Origin of the sequence: Microbacterium sp. LWH12-1.2 (assembly GCF_040675825.1) — a bacterium.
Classification (GTDB): domain Bacteria; phylum Actinomycetota; class Actinomycetes; order Actinomycetales; family Microbacteriaceae; genus Microbacterium.
The window spans coordinates 2,994,186-3,011,885 of record NZ_JBEGIJ010000001.1; the positions used below are offsets into that span (position 1 = coordinate 2,994,186).

The window sequence follows — 17,700 nt, forward strand, 5'->3', positions numbered from 1 at the left end:
AGGATCGTAGGATTGCTGCGAGGGTGGGAGGTGCACATGGCAGCGACGCTGACAGACGTGGCGCGGCGTGCAGGTGTGTCGATCGCGACCGCTTCTCGAGCCTTCGGAGAACCGGATCGTCTCGCGCCGAACACTCTCGGGCGCGTGCTCGAGGCCGCAGGGGAGCTCGGCTACGCCACGCCGCAATCCGCCACCGTCACCCGCACCTTCGGAGTCGTCGTGCCGGACGTCGCGAACCCGGTGTACGCGACTCTCCTCAAGGCGATTCAGGGGCAGGCCTGGCATGGCCGTCACCGCATCGTGCTGTTCGACGCCGATGAAGACCTTCGCCGAGAGCGCGAGCAGATCGAGCAGGCGCGCAAGCTCGACGGGATGCTGCTGTGCTCGCCGCGTCTGCCGGACGACGAGCTCCTCGAGCTGGTCGGCGACACTCCCTATGTGGTGATCAACCGTCAGATCGACGGCGCGCCGTGCGTGCTGATGGACACCGAGCACGGCCCCGGCCAGGCGATCGAACACCTTGCAGCGCTCGGGCACACCCACATCGCCTACGCCGCAGGGCCCCGTGGTTCGTGGGCCGACGTGCGCCGGGCGGACACGATCGCGCGGGCCTGTGAGCGTCACGGCATCCGTCTCACGCAGCTGAGCCACCACGCCGCATCCATCCAGGGCGGGCGCGCTGCCGCTGCCCCGGCCGTGGCGAGCGGCGCCACGGCCGTCGTCGCCTACAACGACCTCGTCGCGCTCGGCCTCGAGGCCGGGATGCTGGAACTCGGGCGTCGCTGCCCCGCCGACGTCAGCATCGTCGGCATCGACGACATCGATCTCGCCGGCGCGGTGACCCCAGCGCTCACGACCGTCCGGATGCCGATCGAGCGCAGCGGCGCACTCGGGGTCGATCTGCTCCTGCAGGCGATGTCGGGCGCTGTCATCGGCGACATCGCGACGCTGGGTTCGCAGCTGATCGTCCGCGCCTCCACAGCGGCACCGGCGGCCTGACCTCGGTCATTCCCCCGAGTTCTTCTTGAACTGACGCTCCCAGTCGCGCAGCTCCGACCGGCCGATCAGCGAGTCGAGCGAGACCTGGAACAACAGTCCCTTGCGGGCGTTCACCTGCTTGATGTTGTCGACGATCTGCGTCGAGACGGCGGAGAGGGCCTCGCGGACCTCACCCACTCGCTCGTCGGGGTCATCCCACAGGTCAGGGCGCGTCAACAGGTCGAGCAGGTAGTCGCGGTCGAGCGCGGCGACGAGCCTGGCGAGTTTGTCGGAGTACTCCGCCTCGGCGATGGTGGTCTGATCCTCGCCCGCCTTGGCATCGAGTCGAGCGAAGAGCTGCTCGACGTGCGAGGCGAGCGCGTCGATGCCCGCGGCGGTCTCGGCGGCGACCGGATTGCCGGGAAGAGCCGCGTAGTCGGCGCGCAATTCGCGCAGGCGGTTCACCCGAAGACGGATGCCGGCCGGCACCGGGTCTGTCGAGACGGCGGGCTTGCGACGGCGGCGAGCGATCAGCGCGATCGCCGTGCCGGCGGCGGCGGCGAGCACGACTCCGCCGATCACCACCGGGAGCAACAGGTCGACGCCTCCGCCTCCGCCGCCCCCGGGTGAGGTCGGTGTCTCGGCCGAGATCTCCTGCACGGTTTCGACGAGCGCCGCCTGGGTGCTTGCGGCCGACGTCTGATTCTCGTTGGCGATCCGCAGCGCGTCGACCCCGTCGATCGCGACGGAATCTGCCATCAGATCGTCACCGATTGCCAGGATCACCGTCTGCTGATCTGCAGCCTTCGTGAGCTGATCGAGGATGTAGGTGTCGTATTGCTGGTTCTCGATCGCGGCATCCGCTGGCAGCACCACGACGGCTATCGAGCCGTCGCCCGGGATCACCTCCGTCAGCGCGGACTGCAGATCGGAAGCCCCCGAAACGGCAGGATCGACGTACACGTCACCGGCCTGGATTCCGGCGATGGCGTCGTCGACCCATCCCGACGAAGACGTGGCGATGAACATTGCCATCTCAGAAGTTGTTGATCACGGAGGCGAACACGAGGTCGATCCGCGCGGCATCCGACGCATCGAAGAGCTGTCCGCCTGTGGCGTCCGCGATCCGCTGCAGCGCTGTGGGATCCGCGCCCTCGCCGTACACGATCGTGAAGATGCGCACCGGAGCGTCATCGCCGCCCTCCTTCGTGCTCTTGCCGATCTTCGCGATCAGCGAATCGAGTGAGATCGAGGAATCGGTGTCCTCACCATCCGAGAGCACCACGATCGCGTTGATGCGCCCCGGCTCCGCGCGCTCGCGCATGTCCTCGTACGCCAGGAGCACCGAATCGTAGAGGGGTGTGCCGTTGCGCTGCGCATAGTGCAGGTCCTCGAGGGACGAGTCGAGCTTCTCGCCATCGGAGCCGAGCGCCGAGACGTCGCGCAGCACCTGGATGCCGTCGCCCTCGTCGGAGGTGATGCCCGTGGTGAACGCCCACACGCCGATCTCATCGGTGGAGCGGAAGTGGTCGAGGGTCTTCTGCGCACCCTGGATCGCGCCGTCCAGACGGGAGCGGCCGTCGCCGATCGGGTCATCCATCGACCCCGAGATGTCGATCAGTTCCAGCACAGACGAAGGCTTGCGCACCTGGGTCCACTGATCGATCGCCGACGAGATCACGTCGACATCCGGCTTCGGCAGCGTCACTGCGGGCTGCGCGGGGTCGATGCCGTACTCGGCGGTGAACAGATCACCGAGCGGAACCGACTCGTCGAGAGGGCGGAAGCCGTATTCCGGCAGCACCTTCTGCGCCGCCGCGGTCTGCACGAACGCGGCGAAGGCCTCGCCCGCCGTGCGCTGCTCGGCCGTCACCCAGTCCGCGCCGAGCACCGTGATCGGGTTGTCCGACCACAACGAACCGCCCGCCGGGTACACCGCGACCAGCTTCGTCTTCGGCGGCGTGAGCGTCTCGCCCGGCTGCACCGTGTGCGAGTCGGGGTTTCCGGTGTTGTAGTTGATCAGCGACGTCTCCTCCAAGGCGACGGCCGACACGTACGCAGACCCGTTCGCACCGTTCTGCGTCTCGTCGTACAGCGTCGTGAGCACGTTGCCGGTGGTGTCTCCGTAGTGGATCACGCACTCCTCGAACACGCGGGAGAAGTCGGCGGAGGCATCGACGTCGGCAGCGGTGAGTCCCTCGGCCTTGCCCGATGCCTCATAGGACTGCATCAAGATCGTCGAGAGCCCGGTGGTGGAGGTGTTGGGGTTGGTCTTCGAGATCTTGAAGGCGCCCCAGATGTCCTTGCCCACCGCGCCCCAGCCGGCGGGATCCTGGCACAGGCGGGAGAGGTCGGTGATGCTGATCGGCTTGCCGGGCCAGCCCAGCGCCTCGGCCATCGGCTCCGGCATCCCGAAGACGATCGGGGTGCGGGTGAACGACTTCGGGTCTCCCACCAGGTTCTGGGATGCCGCGGCGGCGACGCGATCGGTCCAGACGGTGGATGCCGGAGACCACAGCGTGGGCCACAGCGTCTGGTCGTCGCTCGGCCAGTCCTCGCCGGAGGTCAGGAAGCGCGTGGCGTTGCCGGACGACACGTTGGTCGGGCGCACCGTCGCGCAGGTGTCGAGGCCCTTGTGCTCCGGCGAGTCCTTGAAGGCCTTCGCCAGCTCGTCGAGCATGTTGACCTTCTCGGAGGAGGTCGCGACGGTGATGTGCGTGCATCCGTCGTCGGGGAAGCCCTGGCCGCCCTCGGTGACGCCGGGGTCATCGCCACCGGTGCAGGCGGCGAGCGAGAGAGCGACCACGGTCGCCAGGGCGATCACCCCGGACATCCGCCGGGCGATGGACGGTCGAGCGGAGCGAGGCGCGGTCATGGGCCTAGGGTACCCAGGTATCGAGCTGTGAGCTCACGATCGTGAGGGGACTGCGATCTACCCGAGGTCGAGCCCGGCGACGACCCGGATTTGACCCTGCACCATGGTTCAGGGTCGACGATGGCGACATGACCCAATCCAGCACCATCACACGCCCCCTGACCGCCGACTTCGACCGACCGCGCTGGGGCCGCGCCGGAGCGGTCTACGACCTCATCGTGACCGTCGGATTCGCCACACCCTTCACGGCCTCGCTCCTCTTCGACGCCACACGCTGGATCCATGATGCGTTCGACCTCCCGGGCGCTCAGCTCCCAGCCTTCGACGCCGCTGGGCTCATGTTCGTGAGCATGTTCGGCACGGCCGTGACGATGTGGGCTCTGGCTCGAGTGCTCCGCCCTGAGCCGCGGTTCATCGCGATCGACACCGCCGGCAGGGCGGCATTCTCGCTGTGGATGATCTGGGCGCTGTTGAATGGGCAGAGCACGACCGTCGTCGTGTTCCTGATCGGGGAGGTCCTGTGGCTGGTTCTGCAGCTGAGCGGATTGCTGCGCCTGCGCCGGCGCTGAGCATCGGACGCCTCGCCGGCTCCGCCGGCGTGGCGGTGAGCACCGTCCGCTTCTACGAGCGGCAGGGGCTCGTCGAGCCCGACGAACGATCCGCCGCGGGCTACCGCTCGTACACGGCCGACGCGGTGCAGCGCGTGCGGTTCATCCGCCGTGCCCAGCGCCTCGGGTTCACCCTGCGCGAGGTGGGTGACGTGCTCCGTCTCTCCGACAGGCCTGAGCTCATCACCTTCGGCGACGTCGGCGACCAGGTCGCCGAGAAGCTCGTCGAACTCGATCAGAAGATCGTCGACCTGCAGCGCGTGCGAGACGCTCTTGCCCTGCTGATCGAGACCGGGCCCACGCACCCGCGATGCCCGGTGATCGCGGCCATCACCTGAGGTCAGACCGAGGACGCCCGCATGAACTCCTCGGCCGCGCGCACCTGCTCGGTACTGGGGCGGATGCCGGTGTACAGCACGAACTGCTCGAGCGCCTGCAGGGTGGCGACCTCGGCGCCGCTGATCACCGTCTTCCCCGCTGCGCGCCCCGCGACGACCAGCGGGGTCTCGGCCGGCAGCGCGACCACGTCGAACACCACGGATGCGGCGGCGATCGCCTCTTCGGTGAACGACAGGGCGTGCTCGTCCGGGCCTCCGGCCATGCCGATGGGGGTGATGTTCACCAGGATGTCGGCGGTGGAGTCGCCGGCATCCGGCATCCATCCGAAGCCGTACAGATCTGCCAGAGCACGCCCGGCGCCCTCGTTCCGCGCGACGATCGTCACGTTCACGAAGCCCGCGTCGCGGAACGCGGCGGCGGTCGCCTTCGCCATGCCGCCGGAGCCGCGAAGCAGCACCGATGCTGTGGAGTCGAGTCGGTTTCGTTCGATCAGCTGCGCGATCGCCGAGTAATCGGTGTTGTAGGCCGTGAGTACGCCGTCGTCGTTCACGATCGTGTTCACGGAGTCGATCGCCGTCGCAGAGGGATCCATCCGGTCGACGAGCGCGATCACGTCTTCCTTGTACGGCATCGAGACGGCGCAGCCCCGGATGCCGAGACCCCGCACGCCGGCGATGGCCTGACCGAGGTCGGTGGGCGCGAAGGCCTTGTAGATCCAGTTGAGGTCGAGCGCTTCGTAGAGGAAGTTATGGAAGCGTGTCCCGTTGTTGCTCGGCCGAGCTGACAGCGAGATGCACAGCGTCATGTCCTTGTTCAGCATCGGCATCTCCCCAGATTACCGATCTGAGGCACCGCGAGTCGCCCCGTCCAGAGACGTCACAGGAGGATACGGACATGATGGTGGTGCATGCGAAACGACGACCAGACCACGATGCGGCGAACAGGCCAGGCCGCTCGTCGTCGTACGGCGCGCAGGCTGGTCGGGGTCAACGTCGTCATCGCCGTCATCATCGCCTGCGGATGGATCCCCGGACCGATCGGTACGGCGGTGTCGGTCATCCTGCCGCTGCTCGGCGTGGTCTCGATCGCCGTCGCACTCGCCATCTTCATCATCTTTCGTCGCGCGGCCATTCCGGCTTCGGCAGCGGTGCTCCTCTGGCTCGTCGCCATAGCCCCCGCTCTTCCGGCCTTCCCTGGGACACCTACGGCGACCCCCCTGACGATCGCGAGTCAGAACGTGCGCGCGCAGTCCGGCGGCGGCGAGGGCTCGGCGACGGACATCCTGTCCCACCACCCGGATCTCATCACGCTCACCGAGCTGGACGACTCCAGTCGGGAAGCGGCGAATCGCGTCTTCGCGGCGAAGTATCCCTACTCCTATGGTGTCGGCACTGTCGGCATCTGGAGCATGAACCCCCTGGTGGCGGAGGAGCCGCTGGACCTCGGGCTCGGATGGAAGCGCGCGCTTCACGTGACGGTGCAGACCCCTGGCGGGGACACGAGCGTGTACCTCATCCATGCCGCGTCGCTGCGGCCGGGAGCGCAGACGGCCCGGGATGACATGCTCGCCGCACTGGCCGCGACCGTGCGCGACGATCCGTCTCCCCAGGTCATCGCCCTGGGAGACTTCAACGCGGCGACCACTGATCCCGCGCTCCGGTTCCTGGGCGCCGAACTGGATCTCGTGCGACCGAACATCGGGACCACCGGCTTCAGCTGGCCGGCTGCGCTTCCGCTCGTCAAGATCGACCACGTGTTCCAGCGCGGCTTCGACGTCGGGTCGGCCTCGACGATGCGCGCCGGTGAAAGCGACCATCTCGCCACGCTCACGACGCTGTCGCGACGGTGACCACCGCGGTCTCGGGGGCATCGGGCGCCGGGTGAATCACCCGTGCTGTGCGTCCGTCATCCCCGAAACCTGCGGTCGTGCTGACCATGTCCCTGGGGGTTGGCGATCGCTGCGCGTTGTCAACCCCCGAGGACCTGATCATCCTTCGCACCTATGGTGAAGGCGCATGCACGAGGGGACTCGATCGTCTCCGTCGTTCCCCAGATGGCGGGTGGCCTTCCCCAGATGGCCGACGATCCGTGCATGCGATCGGGCCCACTCGAGTAGTTCAATCCCCAATGGACTATTCGAGGGGGCCGCTCCAGTTCATCCTCCCACGAATTTTCGATTTTGTCCCCCATATGGGGGACAAATCTCCAGAACGTGCGATATGCTGATTCTGACGCACCCTCCGGTCGTCTTCGGCCCTCATCGCTCCCCCCGCGGTGAGGGCCACACAATTTTCCGGGCGAGAAACGCCCGATCCTCCACGCGGCTCAGCGCCGGAGCCACACCGCTCTTGCAACATTTGGATCACCTTCTGGCAGCGGCTATTGCCCTCGGCCCTCGCTCCACTACCGTTAGCGATGTCGGGGCATACCTGCGTCGGCTTCTTCATCAGCAGAACAGGCAGTACATGAGCACCCAAGGCACGGTCAAGTGGTTCAACTCGGAGAAGGGCTTCGGCTTCATCTCCCCCGACGACGGCGGCGCTGACGTTTTCGCGCACTACTCCGCCATCGAATCATCCGGCTACCGGTCTCTCGATGAGAACCAGCGAGTCGAGTTCGATGTCGCGCAGGGCCCCAAGGGCCTGCAGGCAGAGAACATCCGCCCCCTCTAAGGGCGGGCAATACAGAACTCCCTGACCGGAGACGCTTGCGTCTTCCGGCAGGGAGTTCTGTGCTTTTCGGGGATCAGTGGTGTGTCACGGCCTCGAACAGGTGATCGGGATCAGGTCAACAGCAGCGCGCGAAGCTCCTCGACGGTGGCCGCGCGGAACGCCGCCTCATCGCCCTCGTGCAGATCGCTGAACCCCCACTCGACGAAGATCACCGGCACGCCGTTCGCATTGCCGCCTTCGACATCGTGGTGCCGATCGCCGATCAACACGGGCCGCGAGGTGTCTGCCCCGCGCTCGCGAAGCCGGCGCAGCGCCTCGGCGACGATATCGGTCTTCGACGCGAGCGTCGCCTCGTCGGGTGTCGAGCCGACGGTCGCCAGGAACGCCGGCCGCAACCCGAAGTGGTCGACCAGCGCATCGACCTGCAGCTCGGGCTTCGAGCTCGCCGTCGCCTGCGGCACGCCCGCCGCGAGCAGGTCGTGGATGAGATCGGTCACGCCCGGGTAGGTGGCGACGTCGGTCGTGTAGCCGTCGGCCTTGCCGAGCGTGCGGTAGAACTTGACACCCTCGGCCGCCTCGGCCGGCGTCATTCCCACCTGGTCCTGGAAGGACTGGAACATCGGCGGACCGATCCAGTGCACGAGGTCCTCCCGCGTCGGTGCCGGGTGGCCGAAGTGGGTGAGGGCGATGTTCAGCCGACGGAGGATGCCGACGGAGGCGTCGACGATCGTGCCGTCGACATCCCACAGCACGCAGGAATAGGGGGAGTGAGGCATGGATCCAGCCTATGGCGGCGAGGCAGAGCCTCAGAACAGCCGGGGTACTCCGGACTCGATGCCCTTCATGTCGTCATAGTCGAGGACCAGGCAGCGGATGCCGCGGTCCTCGGCGAGCACGCGCGCCTGCGGCTTGATCTCCTGTGCGGCGAACACGCCCTGCACGGGGGAGAGGTGAGGGTCACGCCCGAGCAGTTCGAGGTAACGCGTGAGCTGTTCGACGCCGTCGATGTCGCCGCGGCGCTTCACCTCGACGGCGATCGCCATGCCGGCGGCATCCCGCACCATGAGATCGACCGGACCGATCGCCGTCGGGAATTCGCGGCGCACCAGCGTCGCGCCCTCGCTGATGAGGTCGACCTGTTCGGCGAGCAGTCGCTGCAGGTCGGCTTCGACGCCGTCCTTCTGCAGGCCGGGGTCGATGCCCAGTTCGTGCGAGGAGTCGTGGATGACCTCGTAGATCTGCACGCGCAGCGCATCTCCGGTCTTCTTGTGCGTGACCCGCCACACCTCGGTCACCCCGGCGATGGCCTCTTCCTCACCTGGTTCCTCGGTCGAGAGGGAGCAGGGCGGGCTCATCCAGTTCAGCGGCTTGTAGCTGCCGCCGTCGGAGTGCACGAGCAGACTCCCGTCGCCCTTGTGCACGAGCAGGCGCGTGGCGAGCGGCAGATGGGCGTTGAGTCGACCTGTGTAGTCGACGGAGCAGCGGGCGATGACAAGACGCACCCGTCGAGCCTAACCGTCTCAGCCGCCGAGCTTCGCCAGTGCATCGAAGATGCCGAGTTCGCTCGCCGCCGTGCGCGCGACGAGGAAGCCGATAATGCCGATGATCCAGGCCGTGTTCTCGGCGCCGGTGCGTTCCATCCAGGCGGCGAAACGCTGCAACGGGCGCGCCACGAGGGGAGCGGCGACGATCCGCAGCGCGAGCAGTACGAGCGCGGGCAGGATCATCAGCAGGCAGTAGCCGGCCAGAGCCAGGATCCGCACGCTCACCTCGACGCCGGCGTCGGCGTCGGCGAGCATCGTCATCGCCAGGATGTAGGGGAGCATCGTCGCGACCTCGACGACGCCCGCGGCGATCGCGACGCCCATCACCATTCCCCGCGACGTCTTCGGATCGAGCATCCGATCCCGCCAGCGCACGATCCGGCCGGGGCGGGGAGTGGTATCCGTGGCCGCCACCGCGGAACGCGCCGGGGACTCGGCGGATGCCTCCACCAGTTCGTGCTGCGCCGCGTGCGCAGCATCCGCCCGCTCCTTCGGCTTCGACGAAGGCACCGCGAACGCGGCGATCACCAGTCCGACGCCGACGACGAGTCGGCAGAAGAGACCGGTGGGGGAGCCCAGGAACTCGTTCGCGACATCGACGACGTTCACGAGTCCCCAGAGGAACAGCAAGCCGATGACGAGATAGAACCCGGCGATCGTCGCCAGGTAGAGCACGATGCGCCCTCCTCGGACGCGCCCTGGGCTCAGCAGGAGGAAGACGGGGATCAGCAGCGTGCCCACGCTCAGTCCGTCGAGCAGCGCGAGCACGACCAGCGAGAGGGCGAGCGGCGCCCCGGCGAAGAGTTCCATGACTCCACTGTGTGGCGCAGCGCGCAGAACCGGATCGGGCGAAGGTCGCGATCCCGCTCTCATCCCTTCGTCGGATGCAGCGGTGGGATCCGCGTGGTTGCATGAAGACATGGACGACCACACGGCTGCACGTCTGGGCGCGTGGTGCCGACGACACGGAGACGGCCTCACCGCCACCGGCATCGCCCTCTTCTGCGTTGTCGCGGCGGCGTTCGGATTCAACGGCGTGTGGGACGTGTTCTCGGTGATGCCGGAAGAGGTGTCGCCCTGGTGGACGCTCGCGACGGCCCTTCCCGGCACCGTGCTGATTCTCTTCAAGCGGCGGGCGCCGATGCTCACGCTGCTCGCCGCCTCCGCCCTGTTCCTCATCGACGTGATGACGGTCGGTGGGCTCGGCCCGCTGATCGTGCTGCTCGACGTGCTCTGGACGGCAGTGTTCCTCGCGACTCCCCGCGCCCGGAGCATGCTGCTGATTGCGCTCGCCGTCTCCGTGGTGCTGACCTTCGCCGCCGCGCTTCTCTTCACGGTCGCGACGCCGGCCATCGCCTTCCTGCTGGCGGTGCAGATGGGCGCGTTGCTCGGAACCGACTATTGGTGGGCGGTCGCGGTGTCGCAGGCGAATGAACTCACCGAGCTGCACCGGCAGCGTGCGGAGGATGCGGTGCTCGCCGCCGATCGCGACCGCGCCGAAGCCGTGCGACGCGAACGCGAGCAGATGGCTCGCGAGCTGCACGACGCCGTCGCCGGGCACGTGATGGCGATGGCCATCCGTTCGGAGGCGGCGCTCTCGACTCCACCCGACGAAACCGCCGATCGGTCTGCTCTCCGTGCGGTCCGCGATGCCGGGCTCGCCGCCCACGCCGAGCTCCGCTCGATGATCGCCGTGCTCCGGCAGGGCGGTGACGAGCTGCGACCCATGCTGCGGCTCGACGACCTCGAGGGAATCGTCGAAGCGTCTCGGCGGGCCGGCTTGAGCATCCGGCTCGCGCGTGAGGGCGACGGAGCGGTCGGGGCCGCGGCCGAACAGGCGATCGTCCGCGTCGTGCGGGAGGCCTTGGCGAACTGCGTGCGACATGCGTCGGGCGCAGACGTGGAGGTGCGGGTGGTCGCGCACGGCGGAGAAACCATGCGGGTGGAGGTGGCATCGCGAGGAGGGTCGCCGGTTTCGCAGCACGACTACTCGGGCAGCGGCTGGGGTCTGAGCCTGCTCACCGAGCGGGTTCGCGCGCTCGGAGGAACCTTCAGCGCCGGGCCGACGGACAGCGGCTGGTCGGTGCGAGCCGTGCTCCCCATCGAGGTGAGGGCATGACTTCCGCCGCATCGCCGCGCGTGCTGCTCGCCGACGACCATGGCGCCATTCGGGAGGCCTTGCGCATCATGCTCGAAGCGCACGGACTGACCGTGGTCGGCGAAGCGGCCGACGGCGATGTCGCCGTGCGCAATGCCGCCGCGCTGCGCCCGGACGTCGTGCTGATGGACCTGCGGATGCCGGGGCGCGATGGTGTCTCTGCAACCAGGGAGATCGTCGAGCGCGGCCTCGGCGAAGTGCTCGTGCTCACCAGCTTCGATGAGGACGAGCTCGTGTTCGGCGCGATCCGGGCGGGCGCCGCGGGATTCCTGCTCAAGACGGCGGATGCCCAGACCCTCGTTCAGGCGGTGCGGACCGTCGCCGCAGGTGAGGGAGTGCTCGACTCTCGGGTGACCCGGCGTGCGCTCGCCGCCATATCGAACTCGCCCTCCGCGACCGACGTCGACGCGACGGGCGAAGGCGTGACCCGTGCCGACCTCACGGCCAGGGAGCAGGAGGTGCTCGACGGCATCCTGCGCGGGTGGTCGAACGCCCAGCTCTCGCATCGCCTGGGGATCTCGGTGCCGACGGTCAAGACGCACGTGTCGAACGTGCTCGCCAAGCTCGGGGCCAGGAGTCGCTCGCATGCGGCGGCCCTGGCTCGTCAGCGCGATCGCTGACGAGCGTCCCGCCGATCAGTTCGCTGAGGTCTTCTCGTCGTCGCGGAGCGGGCGTGCGGCTCCGGAGAACAATCCGGATGCCACGACGAGCGCGACCAGGATGAACAGGGTGTTCAGCAGCCCGATGTGCTCGCTGATCACGCCGAGCACCGGAGGGCCGCCGAGGAAGGCGACATAGCCGATGGTCGCGGCCGCGCTCACCCGCGCGGCCGCCTTCGCCGGGTCATCCGCTGCCGCCGACATGCCGAGGGGGAAGCCGAGCGAGGCCCCGACACCCCAGAGCGCTGCGCCGACGAGGACGATCGGCAGGGAGGAGCCGAGGATGAACAGCAGGATGCCGGACGCCGCTGCCACCGCGAGCACGCGCAGCACAGCGACGCGGCCGAAGCGATCGACGAGCGGTCCGCCGAACAGGCGCAGCACCGTCATGCCGACCGAGAACACCGCCAGCGCGATCGCGCCGGTGCCCTCGTCGAAGCCGTGGCCCTGTTCGGCGCCGAGCGCGATCCAGTCGTTGGCCCCACCCTCGGCGAACGACATGCCGAGCATGACCATGCCGAGCAGGTAGGTGCGCGGCTCGCGCCACGCCTCGAGGGCGACGTGCATCCGCTGGCGCCACGCCGGCTTCTCGTGGCCCTCGGGATCGAGAGCGGCTTCGCGCGCCGGGACCTGGAAGAAGCAGACGACGGCGATGACGGCGATGGCCGCAGCCATGATCGACGCGTGGGTCGCGACATCGATGCCCGAACCGGCGGCGAGAGCGCCAGCCCCGGCGCCGAGAACCGTGCCGAAGCTGAAGAAGGCGTGGAACACCGGCAGGATCGTCTTGCCCATCTGCTGCTCGATCGCCGTGGCCTCGACGTTCATCATCACGTCGACGCAGCCGTTGCCGAATCCGAACAGCGCCATGCCGAGGAGCACGACGGGGACCGAGGTGAAGACCGTCGCGCCCAGGCCGATGAGGGCGATGCCGGCGGCGAAGGTGAGCATCGCCATGAGCATTCCGCGCCGCGCGCCGGTGCGCGCCATCACGGCGGGGCTCGTCGAGATGCCGATGATCGACGCGATGCCCATGCCGAGGAGGATCATGCCGACCTGCGCGTTGTCGAGCCCGAGATCCATCTTGATGCTGGGAACCCGCGACGCCCACGTCGCGATCGACAGTCCGCTGGCGAGGAAGATGGCGAAGATGGCGGCGCGCCAGCGCACGAACTGCGAACGAGTGAGAACGGTATCCATCCCGGAAGCCTATCGAATCGATTCGACCTCAGCGAAACCGGGGGTATCCTCGGAGTATGAGCAGCTTGGACAGCCCGCGCCGCGCAACGATCGCCGATGTCGCGCGTAAAGCGGGAGTGGCGACTTCGACGGCATCGGTCGTCTTCAGCGGCAAGGCCAAGGTCGCCCCATCCACGAAGGAGCGCGTGCTCGCCGCTGCCGCGGAACTCGGCTATGCCGGCCCCGATCCCCGCGCGGCCTCACTGCGGCGCGGGCGCAGCGGAATCGTCGGCGTCGTCCTCGAGGGGCACCTGCGCACCGCCTTTCTCGATCCGGTCACCACGGCGATGATGGACGGCCTCACCGACGGCCTCGCCGAACTCAGCGCGGGCATCCTGCTGATGCGCGACGAGCCGGGTGAGGGCGGCAGCTCGGCGCTGTCGAGCGCCCCCGTCGACGCCGTCGTGCTGATCGGATGCTCCGGCCGCACTCGGGATTCGTTGGAGGTCGTCCGCAGCCGTGGGTTGCCGGTGGTCGTCATCGAGGGGGATGCCGGTGAGGGCATCCCGCGCATCACCCTGGACAACACCACCGCGGCCGCCGATGTCGCCCGGCACGTGCGCGAGCTCGGTCATGAGAATGTCGCCCTGGTCACCCTGCCCCTCGACAGCGCCCGCGAGCGCGGACAGGTCACGGCCGAACGGCTGGCCACTGCCACCGTCGACGTCACGATCCACCGGCTCCTCGGTGCGCGTGAGGTCTTCCCGAACGCTCCAGCCTTCGCGGCAGCCGGGAGCTTCATCGACGAGGGGCTTCTCGTCGGGCGCATGCTGCTCGCCGATCCGCTGCGACGTCCGACCGCGGTGATCGCGCAGAGCGACCTGCTCGCCGCCGGCGTCATCCGCGCCGCCGAGGAACTCGGGCTGAGCGTGCCTCACGACGTCAGCGTCGCCGGTTTCGACGGCATCAGCGTCGACGGGCTCGGGGCGCACACGCTCACCACGAGCGTGCAGCCGGCCGTCGAGAAGGGGCGGGCCGCGGGGGAGCAGGTGGCACGGATGCTTCGCGGCGAGCCTGCGGTCACGCAGAATCTCACCTGCCGCTTCCGCGCAGGCACCACCACAGCGCCGCCTTCCGCCGTTCGTTGACGCGTGCCGCGGCGTTTCCCTCGTCCCGTCAGGGGGAGAGGGGATGCAGCAGGTCGACCAGGAACACGCGCATCATCTCGACGGGATCGCTGCCGTCGGCCAGCCATCGAACCTGAATGCCTTCCCATCCGCCGATCACGACAGCGGCGAGCACCTCGGAATCGCGACCGTGCGCGAGGCGTCCGAGCTCGCGGTCGTAGTCGATGAGATCGGCGTACATCGCGGTGACGCGCGTGTACCGGCGCACCAGCCACGCGTGCGCCTCATGATCGGAATTGGTGGCCTCCGAGCTGACGATCGAGAACATCCGGACCAACTCCTGTCGGCGCTTGTTGCGCGCGACCATCTCGAGAATCGTCGGGATGAAACCGTCTGCTCGCGACCGCTTGGCCACGTCGGGGTCGGACGCGTCCTCCTGCTCGAGGACGGCGGCCAGGAGGGACACCTTGGTCGGAAAGTGGTGCATCACTGCGCCCAGACTCAGCTCGAGTTGCTTGGCGATCTGTCGGAGAGATCCGCTCTGATACCCGTGGGCAGCGAATGTCGCGGTGGCGGCGGCGACGATCTCCGCCTTGCGCGGAGTGGTCTTCGCGTAGGGGCCGCGCCGTGCGGGCTGGGACTGCTCCGCCATGGGAACAGCGTATCCGAAATAAAAACAATGCACCTGCACTGGTTTTGGGTATAGTCGATGTGACGTCACGGGCGTCGGCCGCCGCTCGACGCCCGCCCCATCGAATTCACCCGCCGTCACGGCATTGATGAAGGAGTCTCTCTGATGTTTCCGACGACATTCCCCGAGCCCCGCCTGTTCAGCCCGGGCGTAGACACGCCGGGCCTGCGCTGGGGCCTTCTGGCTCCGGGATGGATTGCGGATCTGTTCGTGTCTGCCGCCCATGCGCACACCGACCAGCGATTCGTCGCAGTGGCATCCCGTTCGGCCGAGCGTGCCAGCGCTTTCGCCAGCAAGCACGGGATTGCGCGCTCCTACGATTCATACGAGCAACTCGTCGATGATCCCGATGTCGACGTCGTGTACATCGCCGCCCCGCAGAGCGAGCATCTCGCCCTGGGACAGCTGGCGATCGCCGCGGGCAAGCACACCCTGATCGAGAAGCCGATCGCGACCACCCCCGATGAGGCTCGAATTCTCGTCGCAGCTGCACGCAGCGCCGGTGTTCTGCTGATGGAGGCACTGTGGAGCCGGTATCTCCCGCAGGCCGCTGTGGTTCGCGCGCTCCTCGATGACGGCGTCCTCGGGGAGATCCGCGGGGTGGCCGCCGATCACGGTCAGGCGATTCCCGACTACCCGCGGCATCGGCTTCATCGGCGCGATCTCGGCGGCGGAGCACTCCTCGATCTGGGTATCTACCCGGTCCAGCTGGATTCGATGGTGCTGGGAGCACCTACCTCGGTCACAGCGATCGGTGGACTCCTGGACACCGGAGTCGACGCGTACTCGACACTCGTCCTCGGACACGGAGGAATGGTGCAGTCGACTCTCACGACCACCCTGCTGGTACGTACTCCGTCAACCGCGGTGATCGCAGGAACCGAGGCGAGGATCGAGATGGACGGATCCTTCTACATGCCGACGAGTTTCCGCGTCGTGGGCAACGATGAGCAAGGATCCCTCGTGTGGAACGACCCGACCGGAGTGACATCGATGGCTGGGTTGTCGTGGGAGGCGTCGGCACTCGCCCGCTTCGTGGGTGAGGGGCGGACGGAATCGCCGGTGCACACCCTCGATGAGACGATCTCGATCCTCGAGACGCTCGACGAAGCGCGCCGTCAACTCGACGCAGCCGGCTGATATCTGCCTTCCTCGCGCTCGGAACCGCACTCGGTCCCGAGCGCGAAGAAGGTGTTGCCTGATCGGGCGGAACCTAGCTGTGCGGGGTCCCGAGAGGAAGGCTCGTCTCCCCGAAGTCGAGGATCGAATAGCGCCCGCACTGCACGACCTCGCCGGGGATCGCGGCCACCGGCAGTTCCCACTGCACGGTGCGCGAGTCCTCGATGAGGAACGAGACCCCGGAGACGGCGAAGTCGGTGCGATTCACCAACCACGCGTACCCGTTCAGCCGATGATCGACCTGCACGAGCTGCGTGGGATCTTCCAGATGCAGTTTCGGCAGTCGCACGGTCCAGAACTGTCCGGCACCGGGGCGACCCGCCTCGTTCACCCAGTCGGTGACGCAGACGAGATCCGCGTCCGGACGCGCGGCGGCCGAGGCGAGTCGGGGGATCCCGATCGCCGCACTGAGCAGGAGGAGCACGGCGGCGGAACCGAGAACGGCCTGCGGCACGAGCAGAGGGCGCGCGAACGGGATGCGAAGGGCACGTGGGGCCGCGACCAGAGCCAGTACCGGCGCGAAGGCGAGCGGCTGCAGGTACCGGGCCGCGTGCGTGCCTAGCGCGATCGCGCCCACGATCACCAGAACCGGTGTCACCCAGGCGATCGCGGCGACGAGATGTGCACCGCGCTCGCCGAAGGGTTCCGGGACGGAGCGGGCGCTCAGCCCCGCCGCCAGGGCGATCAGCGCCAGGAGCACCAGGGCCGCGAGCCACCCTCCGGGTGTGGTCAGCCGCTCACCGGCGAGGCCTGCGTAGTAGCCCAGCGACTGCATCCACTCCGCGGGCTGTGCGTACGAAGCACCGGTGTTCGCGATCCATGCTGAGAATGGAATACGGCCGAGGAAGCCCACGGCCGTCCCGACGATCAACGTCGCCGAGAGCACCAGAATGTGACCGCGGCCGGGTCGCCGGAGCGCGAAGATCGCGAGCACCAGGGTGAACGGCACCGTCGCCCAGGCCGCGTAGAGCGGATTCGAGGTCGTCGAGACGACAGCAGTGGCGAACAGCGCGAACAGCAGCCACGGGCGCAGGCGCTCGTGGTCGAGGGCGCGGCGCAGCATGCCGACCGTCGCCACCACCGCGACCACGGTCGCAGAGTAATAGGTCGTCGTGAGCTGCAGCGAGGCGAGCTCGAGCGCATCACGCGACGCGGACGCCTCCGTCATGGCGACGATGCCGAAGACGAGGAGCGCGAGCAATGACCAGGCCGCCGGTGCTGCGCCGTCTCGCCGACGGCCAGCAACAAGCCGCAGCGCACCGTAGAGAGCGACGAGGTTGAGAACGCCGTTCGCCGCCAGCACCCCGTTCACATCGAAGGGCAGCACGACCGAGAGCGCCGCGAAGACGGCGGTCTCCGGCAGGAACAACACGCTCGACATCGCCCAGTCGAGAGGCTGCCCGTCCAGAAGAGAGCGCGCGATCATCGCCACCACGAGCGAGTCCCCGTCGCGGAACAGCAGCTCCGAACGGGCGGATGCCGCCACCTGCGCCGACACGAGCAGTGCGACCGCGACCGCGCCGAGCCAGCCGGCCGCTTCCCGCATCCATCCCCCGCGCATGCGTCAACTCTCGCACGGGACGGCAACCGGTTCGTCTCGGTCCACCTGCATGACCGCACCACGGATGCCGGGTGAATCCGAGGTGTGTGGTCCTGCATCCGTGCATCCGCCCTGCAACTGTGCCGTGCCT

At 68.1% G+C, this 17,700-nt stretch carries 18 protein-coding genes; 9 read left to right on the forward strand and 9 right to left on the reverse strand.

Features of this window, described 5'->3' with window-relative positions:
• The first annotated feature begins 36 nt into the window (after nt 1-36).
• Nucleotides 37-999: a LacI family DNA-binding transcriptional regulator gene (locus tag MRBLWH12_RS14330; protein WP_363550037.1), complete on the forward strand. Its 963-nt coding sequence runs from the start codon at nt 37-39 to the stop codon at nt 997-999.
• 6 nt (nt 1,000-1,005) lie between these two features.
• Here the strand turns inward: MRBLWH12_RS14330 and MRBLWH12_RS14335 are convergent, their stop codons facing one another.
• Nucleotides 1,006-2,013: a hypothetical protein gene (locus MRBLWH12_RS14335; RefSeq protein ID WP_363550040.1), complete on the reverse strand. Its 1,008-nt coding sequence runs from the start codon at nt 2,011-2,013 to the stop codon at nt 1,006-1,008.
• A gap of 1 nt (nt 2,014) precedes the next feature.
• Nucleotides 2,015-3,853, reverse strand: a complete 1,839-nt coding sequence (locus tag MRBLWH12_RS14340) for a substrate-binding and vWA domain-containing protein (protein WP_363550043.1) — start codon at nt 3,851-3,853, stop codon at nt 2,015-2,017.
• 128 nt (nt 3,854-3,981) lie between these two features.
• On the opposite strand from MRBLWH12_RS14340, the gene MRBLWH12_RS14345 reads away from it, so the two are divergent.
• Both MRBLWH12_RS14345 and MRBLWH12_RS14350 read left to right on the forward strand, forming a co-directional pair.
• On the forward strand, nt 3,982-4,422 hold the full coding sequence (locus MRBLWH12_RS14345) for a hypothetical protein (RefSeq protein WP_363550046.1): 441 nt from the start codon (nt 3,982-3,984) through the stop codon (nt 4,420-4,422).
• Nucleotides 4,374-4,799, forward strand: a complete 426-nt coding sequence (locus MRBLWH12_RS14350; protein WP_363550049.1) for a MerR family transcriptional regulator — start codon at nt 4,374-4,376, stop codon at nt 4,797-4,799. The genes MRBLWH12_RS14345 and MRBLWH12_RS14350 overlap by 49 nt, the downstream gene beginning before the upstream one ends.
• Nucleotides 4,800-4,801: 2 nt before the next feature.
• Here MRBLWH12_RS14350 and MRBLWH12_RS14355 read toward each other — a convergent pair whose 3' ends face one another.
• Nucleotides 4,802-5,626 (reverse strand): shikimate 5-dehydrogenase, encoded by an 825-nt coding sequence (locus MRBLWH12_RS14355; RefSeq protein ID WP_363550052.1) that lies wholly within the window; start codon nt 5,624-5,626, stop codon nt 4,802-4,804.
• An 81-nt stretch (nt 5,627-5,707) separates the two neighbouring features.
• Here MRBLWH12_RS14355 and MRBLWH12_RS14360 point away from each other — a divergent pair, with 81 nt between their 5' ends.
• Both MRBLWH12_RS14360 and MRBLWH12_RS14365 read left to right on the forward strand, forming a co-directional pair.
• Nucleotides 5,708-6,649: an endonuclease/exonuclease/phosphatase family protein gene (locus MRBLWH12_RS14360; RefSeq protein ID WP_363550055.1), complete on the forward strand. Its 942-nt coding sequence runs from the start codon at nt 5,708-5,710 to the stop codon at nt 6,647-6,649.
• A 616-nt stretch (nt 6,650-7,265) separates the two neighbouring features.
• Nucleotides 7,266-7,472, forward strand: a complete 207-nt coding sequence (locus MRBLWH12_RS14365; RefSeq protein ID WP_046014597.1) for a cold-shock protein — start codon at nt 7,266-7,268, stop codon at nt 7,470-7,472.
• Between the two features lie 110 nt (nt 7,473-7,582).
• On the opposite strand, the gene MRBLWH12_RS14370 is transcribed toward MRBLWH12_RS14365, so the two are convergent.
• From MRBLWH12_RS14370 to MRBLWH12_RS14380, 3 genes are read right to left on the reverse strand one after another with little or no spacing between them, the layout of a single operon-like run.
• Entirely contained in the window at nt 7,583-8,248 is a 666-nt protein-coding gene (locus MRBLWH12_RS14370; protein WP_363550058.1) for an HAD hydrolase-like protein, read from the reverse strand.
• Nucleotides 8,249-8,278: 30 nt separating this feature from the next.
• Nucleotides 8,279-8,974 carry an endonuclease NucS gene (gene nucS, locus MRBLWH12_RS14375; RefSeq protein WP_363550061.1) on the reverse strand — a complete coding sequence of 232 codons (696 nt, stop codon included), beginning with the start codon at nt 8,972-8,974 and terminating at the stop codon, nt 8,279-8,281.
• Between the two features lie 18 nt (nt 8,975-8,992).
• Nucleotides 8,993-9,826 carry a GAP family protein gene (locus MRBLWH12_RS14380; protein WP_363550064.1) on the reverse strand — a complete coding sequence of 278 codons (834 nt, stop codon included), beginning with the start codon at nt 9,824-9,826 and terminating at the stop codon, nt 8,993-8,995.
• A 109-nt stretch (nt 9,827-9,935) separates the two neighbouring features.
• On the opposite strand from MRBLWH12_RS14380, the gene MRBLWH12_RS14385 reads away from it, so the two are divergent.
• Together MRBLWH12_RS14385 and MRBLWH12_RS14390 are read left to right on the forward strand one after the other, a co-directional pair.
• The gene (locus MRBLWH12_RS14385) at nt 9,936-11,135 is read left to right on the forward strand and encodes a sensor histidine kinase (protein ID WP_363550067.1); all 1,200 of its coding nucleotides are present in this window, start codon (nt 9,936-9,938) and stop codon (nt 11,133-11,135) included.
• Complete coding sequence (locus MRBLWH12_RS14390; protein ID WP_363550070.1) at nt 11,132-11,794, forward strand: response regulator transcription factor; 663 nt, start codon at nt 11,132-11,134, stop codon at nt 11,792-11,794. The genes MRBLWH12_RS14385 and MRBLWH12_RS14390 overlap by 4 nt, the downstream gene beginning before the upstream one ends.
• Before the next feature lie 15 nt (nt 11,795-11,809).
• Here the strand turns inward: MRBLWH12_RS14390 and MRBLWH12_RS14395 are convergent, their stop codons facing one another.
• Nucleotides 11,810-13,033, reverse strand: coding sequence for an MFS transporter (locus MRBLWH12_RS14395; protein ID WP_363550073.1), 1,224 nt, complete (start codon nt 13,031-13,033; stop codon nt 11,810-11,812).
• 56 nt (nt 13,034-13,089) lie between these two features.
• Here MRBLWH12_RS14395 and MRBLWH12_RS14400 point away from each other — a divergent pair, with 56 nt between their 5' ends.
• A complete protein-coding gene (locus tag MRBLWH12_RS14400) occupies nt 13,090-14,160 on the forward strand; it encodes a LacI family DNA-binding transcriptional regulator (RefSeq protein ID WP_363550076.1) in 1,071 nt (356 codons plus the stop codon).
• Between the two features lie 28 nt (nt 14,161-14,188).
• Here MRBLWH12_RS14400 and MRBLWH12_RS14405 read toward each other — a convergent pair whose 3' ends face one another.
• Nucleotides 14,189-14,791, reverse strand: coding sequence for a TetR/AcrR family transcriptional regulator (locus MRBLWH12_RS14405; protein ID WP_363550079.1), 603 nt, complete (start codon nt 14,789-14,791; stop codon nt 14,189-14,191).
• A 144-nt stretch (nt 14,792-14,935) separates the two neighbouring features.
• Between MRBLWH12_RS14405 and MRBLWH12_RS14410 the strand changes: the two genes are divergently transcribed.
• Entirely contained in the window at nt 14,936-15,970 is a 1,035-nt protein-coding gene (locus tag MRBLWH12_RS14410) for a Gfo/Idh/MocA family protein (RefSeq protein WP_363550082.1), read from the forward strand.
• A 73-nt stretch (nt 15,971-16,043) separates the two neighbouring features.
• On the opposite strand, the gene MRBLWH12_RS14415 is transcribed toward MRBLWH12_RS14410, so the two are convergent.
• Nucleotides 16,044-17,570 (reverse strand): hypothetical protein, encoded by a 1,527-nt coding sequence (locus MRBLWH12_RS14415; protein WP_363550085.1) that lies wholly within the window; start codon nt 17,568-17,570, stop codon nt 16,044-16,046.
• Between the last annotated feature and the right edge of the window lie 130 nt (nt 17,571-17,700).

Excerpts from the sequence above, each read along its gene's own strand:
- MRBLWH12_RS14365 (WP_046014597.1), top strand. The coding sequence starts at position 7,266 with ATGAGCACCCAAGGCACGGTCAAGTGGTTCAACTCGGAGAAGGGCTTC.
- MRBLWH12_RS14370 (WP_363550058.1), bottom strand. The coding sequence starts at position 8,248 with ATGCCTCACTCCCCCTATTCCTGCGTGCTGTGGGATGTCGACGGCACG.
- MRBLWH12_RS14395 (WP_363550073.1), bottom strand. The coding sequence starts at position 13,033 with ATGGATACCGTTCTCACTCGTTCGCAGTTCGTGCGCTGGCGCGCCGCC.
- MRBLWH12_RS14355 (WP_363550052.1), bottom strand. The coding sequence starts at position 5,626 with ATGCCGATGCTGAACAAGGACATGACGCTGTGCATCTCGCTGTCAGCT.
- MRBLWH12_RS14385 (WP_363550067.1), top strand. The coding sequence starts at position 9,936 with ATGGACGACCACACGGCTGCACGTCTGGGCGCGTGGTGCCGACGACAC.
- MRBLWH12_RS14340 (WP_363550043.1), bottom strand. The coding sequence starts at position 3,853 with ATGACCGCGCCTCGCTCCGCTCGACCGTCCATCGCCCGGCGGATGTCC.
- MRBLWH12_RS14380 (WP_363550064.1), bottom strand. The coding sequence starts at position 9,826 with ATGGAACTCTTCGCCGGGGCGCCGCTCGCCCTCTCGCTGGTCGTGCTC.
- MRBLWH12_RS14345 (WP_363550046.1), top strand. The coding sequence starts at position 3,982 with ATGACCCAATCCAGCACCATCACACGCCCCCTGACCGCCGACTTCGAC.
- MRBLWH12_RS14335 (WP_363550040.1), bottom strand. The coding sequence starts at position 2,013 with ATGGCAATGTTCATCGCCACGTCTTCGTCGGGATGGGTCGACGACGCC.
- MRBLWH12_RS14390 (WP_363550070.1), top strand. The coding sequence starts at position 11,132 with ATGACTTCCGCCGCATCGCCGCGCGTGCTGCTCGCCGACGACCATGGC.
- MRBLWH12_RS14405 (WP_363550079.1), bottom strand. The coding sequence starts at position 14,791 with ATGGCGGAGCAGTCCCAGCCCGCACGGCGCGGCCCCTACGCGAAGACC.
- MRBLWH12_RS14360 (WP_363550055.1), top strand. The coding sequence starts at position 5,708 with ATGCGAAACGACGACCAGACCACGATGCGGCGAACAGGCCAGGCCGCT.
- MRBLWH12_RS14330 (WP_363550037.1), top strand. The coding sequence starts at position 37 with ATGGCAGCGACGCTGACAGACGTGGCGCGGCGTGCAGGTGTGTCGATC.
- MRBLWH12_RS14415 (WP_363550085.1), bottom strand. The coding sequence starts at position 17,570 with ATGCGCGGGGGATGGATGCGGGAAGCGGCCGGCTGGCTCGGCGCGGTC.
- MRBLWH12_RS14410 (WP_363550082.1), top strand. The coding sequence starts at position 14,936 with ATGTTTCCGACGACATTCCCCGAGCCCCGCCTGTTCAGCCCGGGCGTA.
- MRBLWH12_RS14400 (WP_363550076.1), top strand. The coding sequence starts at position 13,090 with ATGAGCAGCTTGGACAGCCCGCGCCGCGCAACGATCGCCGATGTCGCG.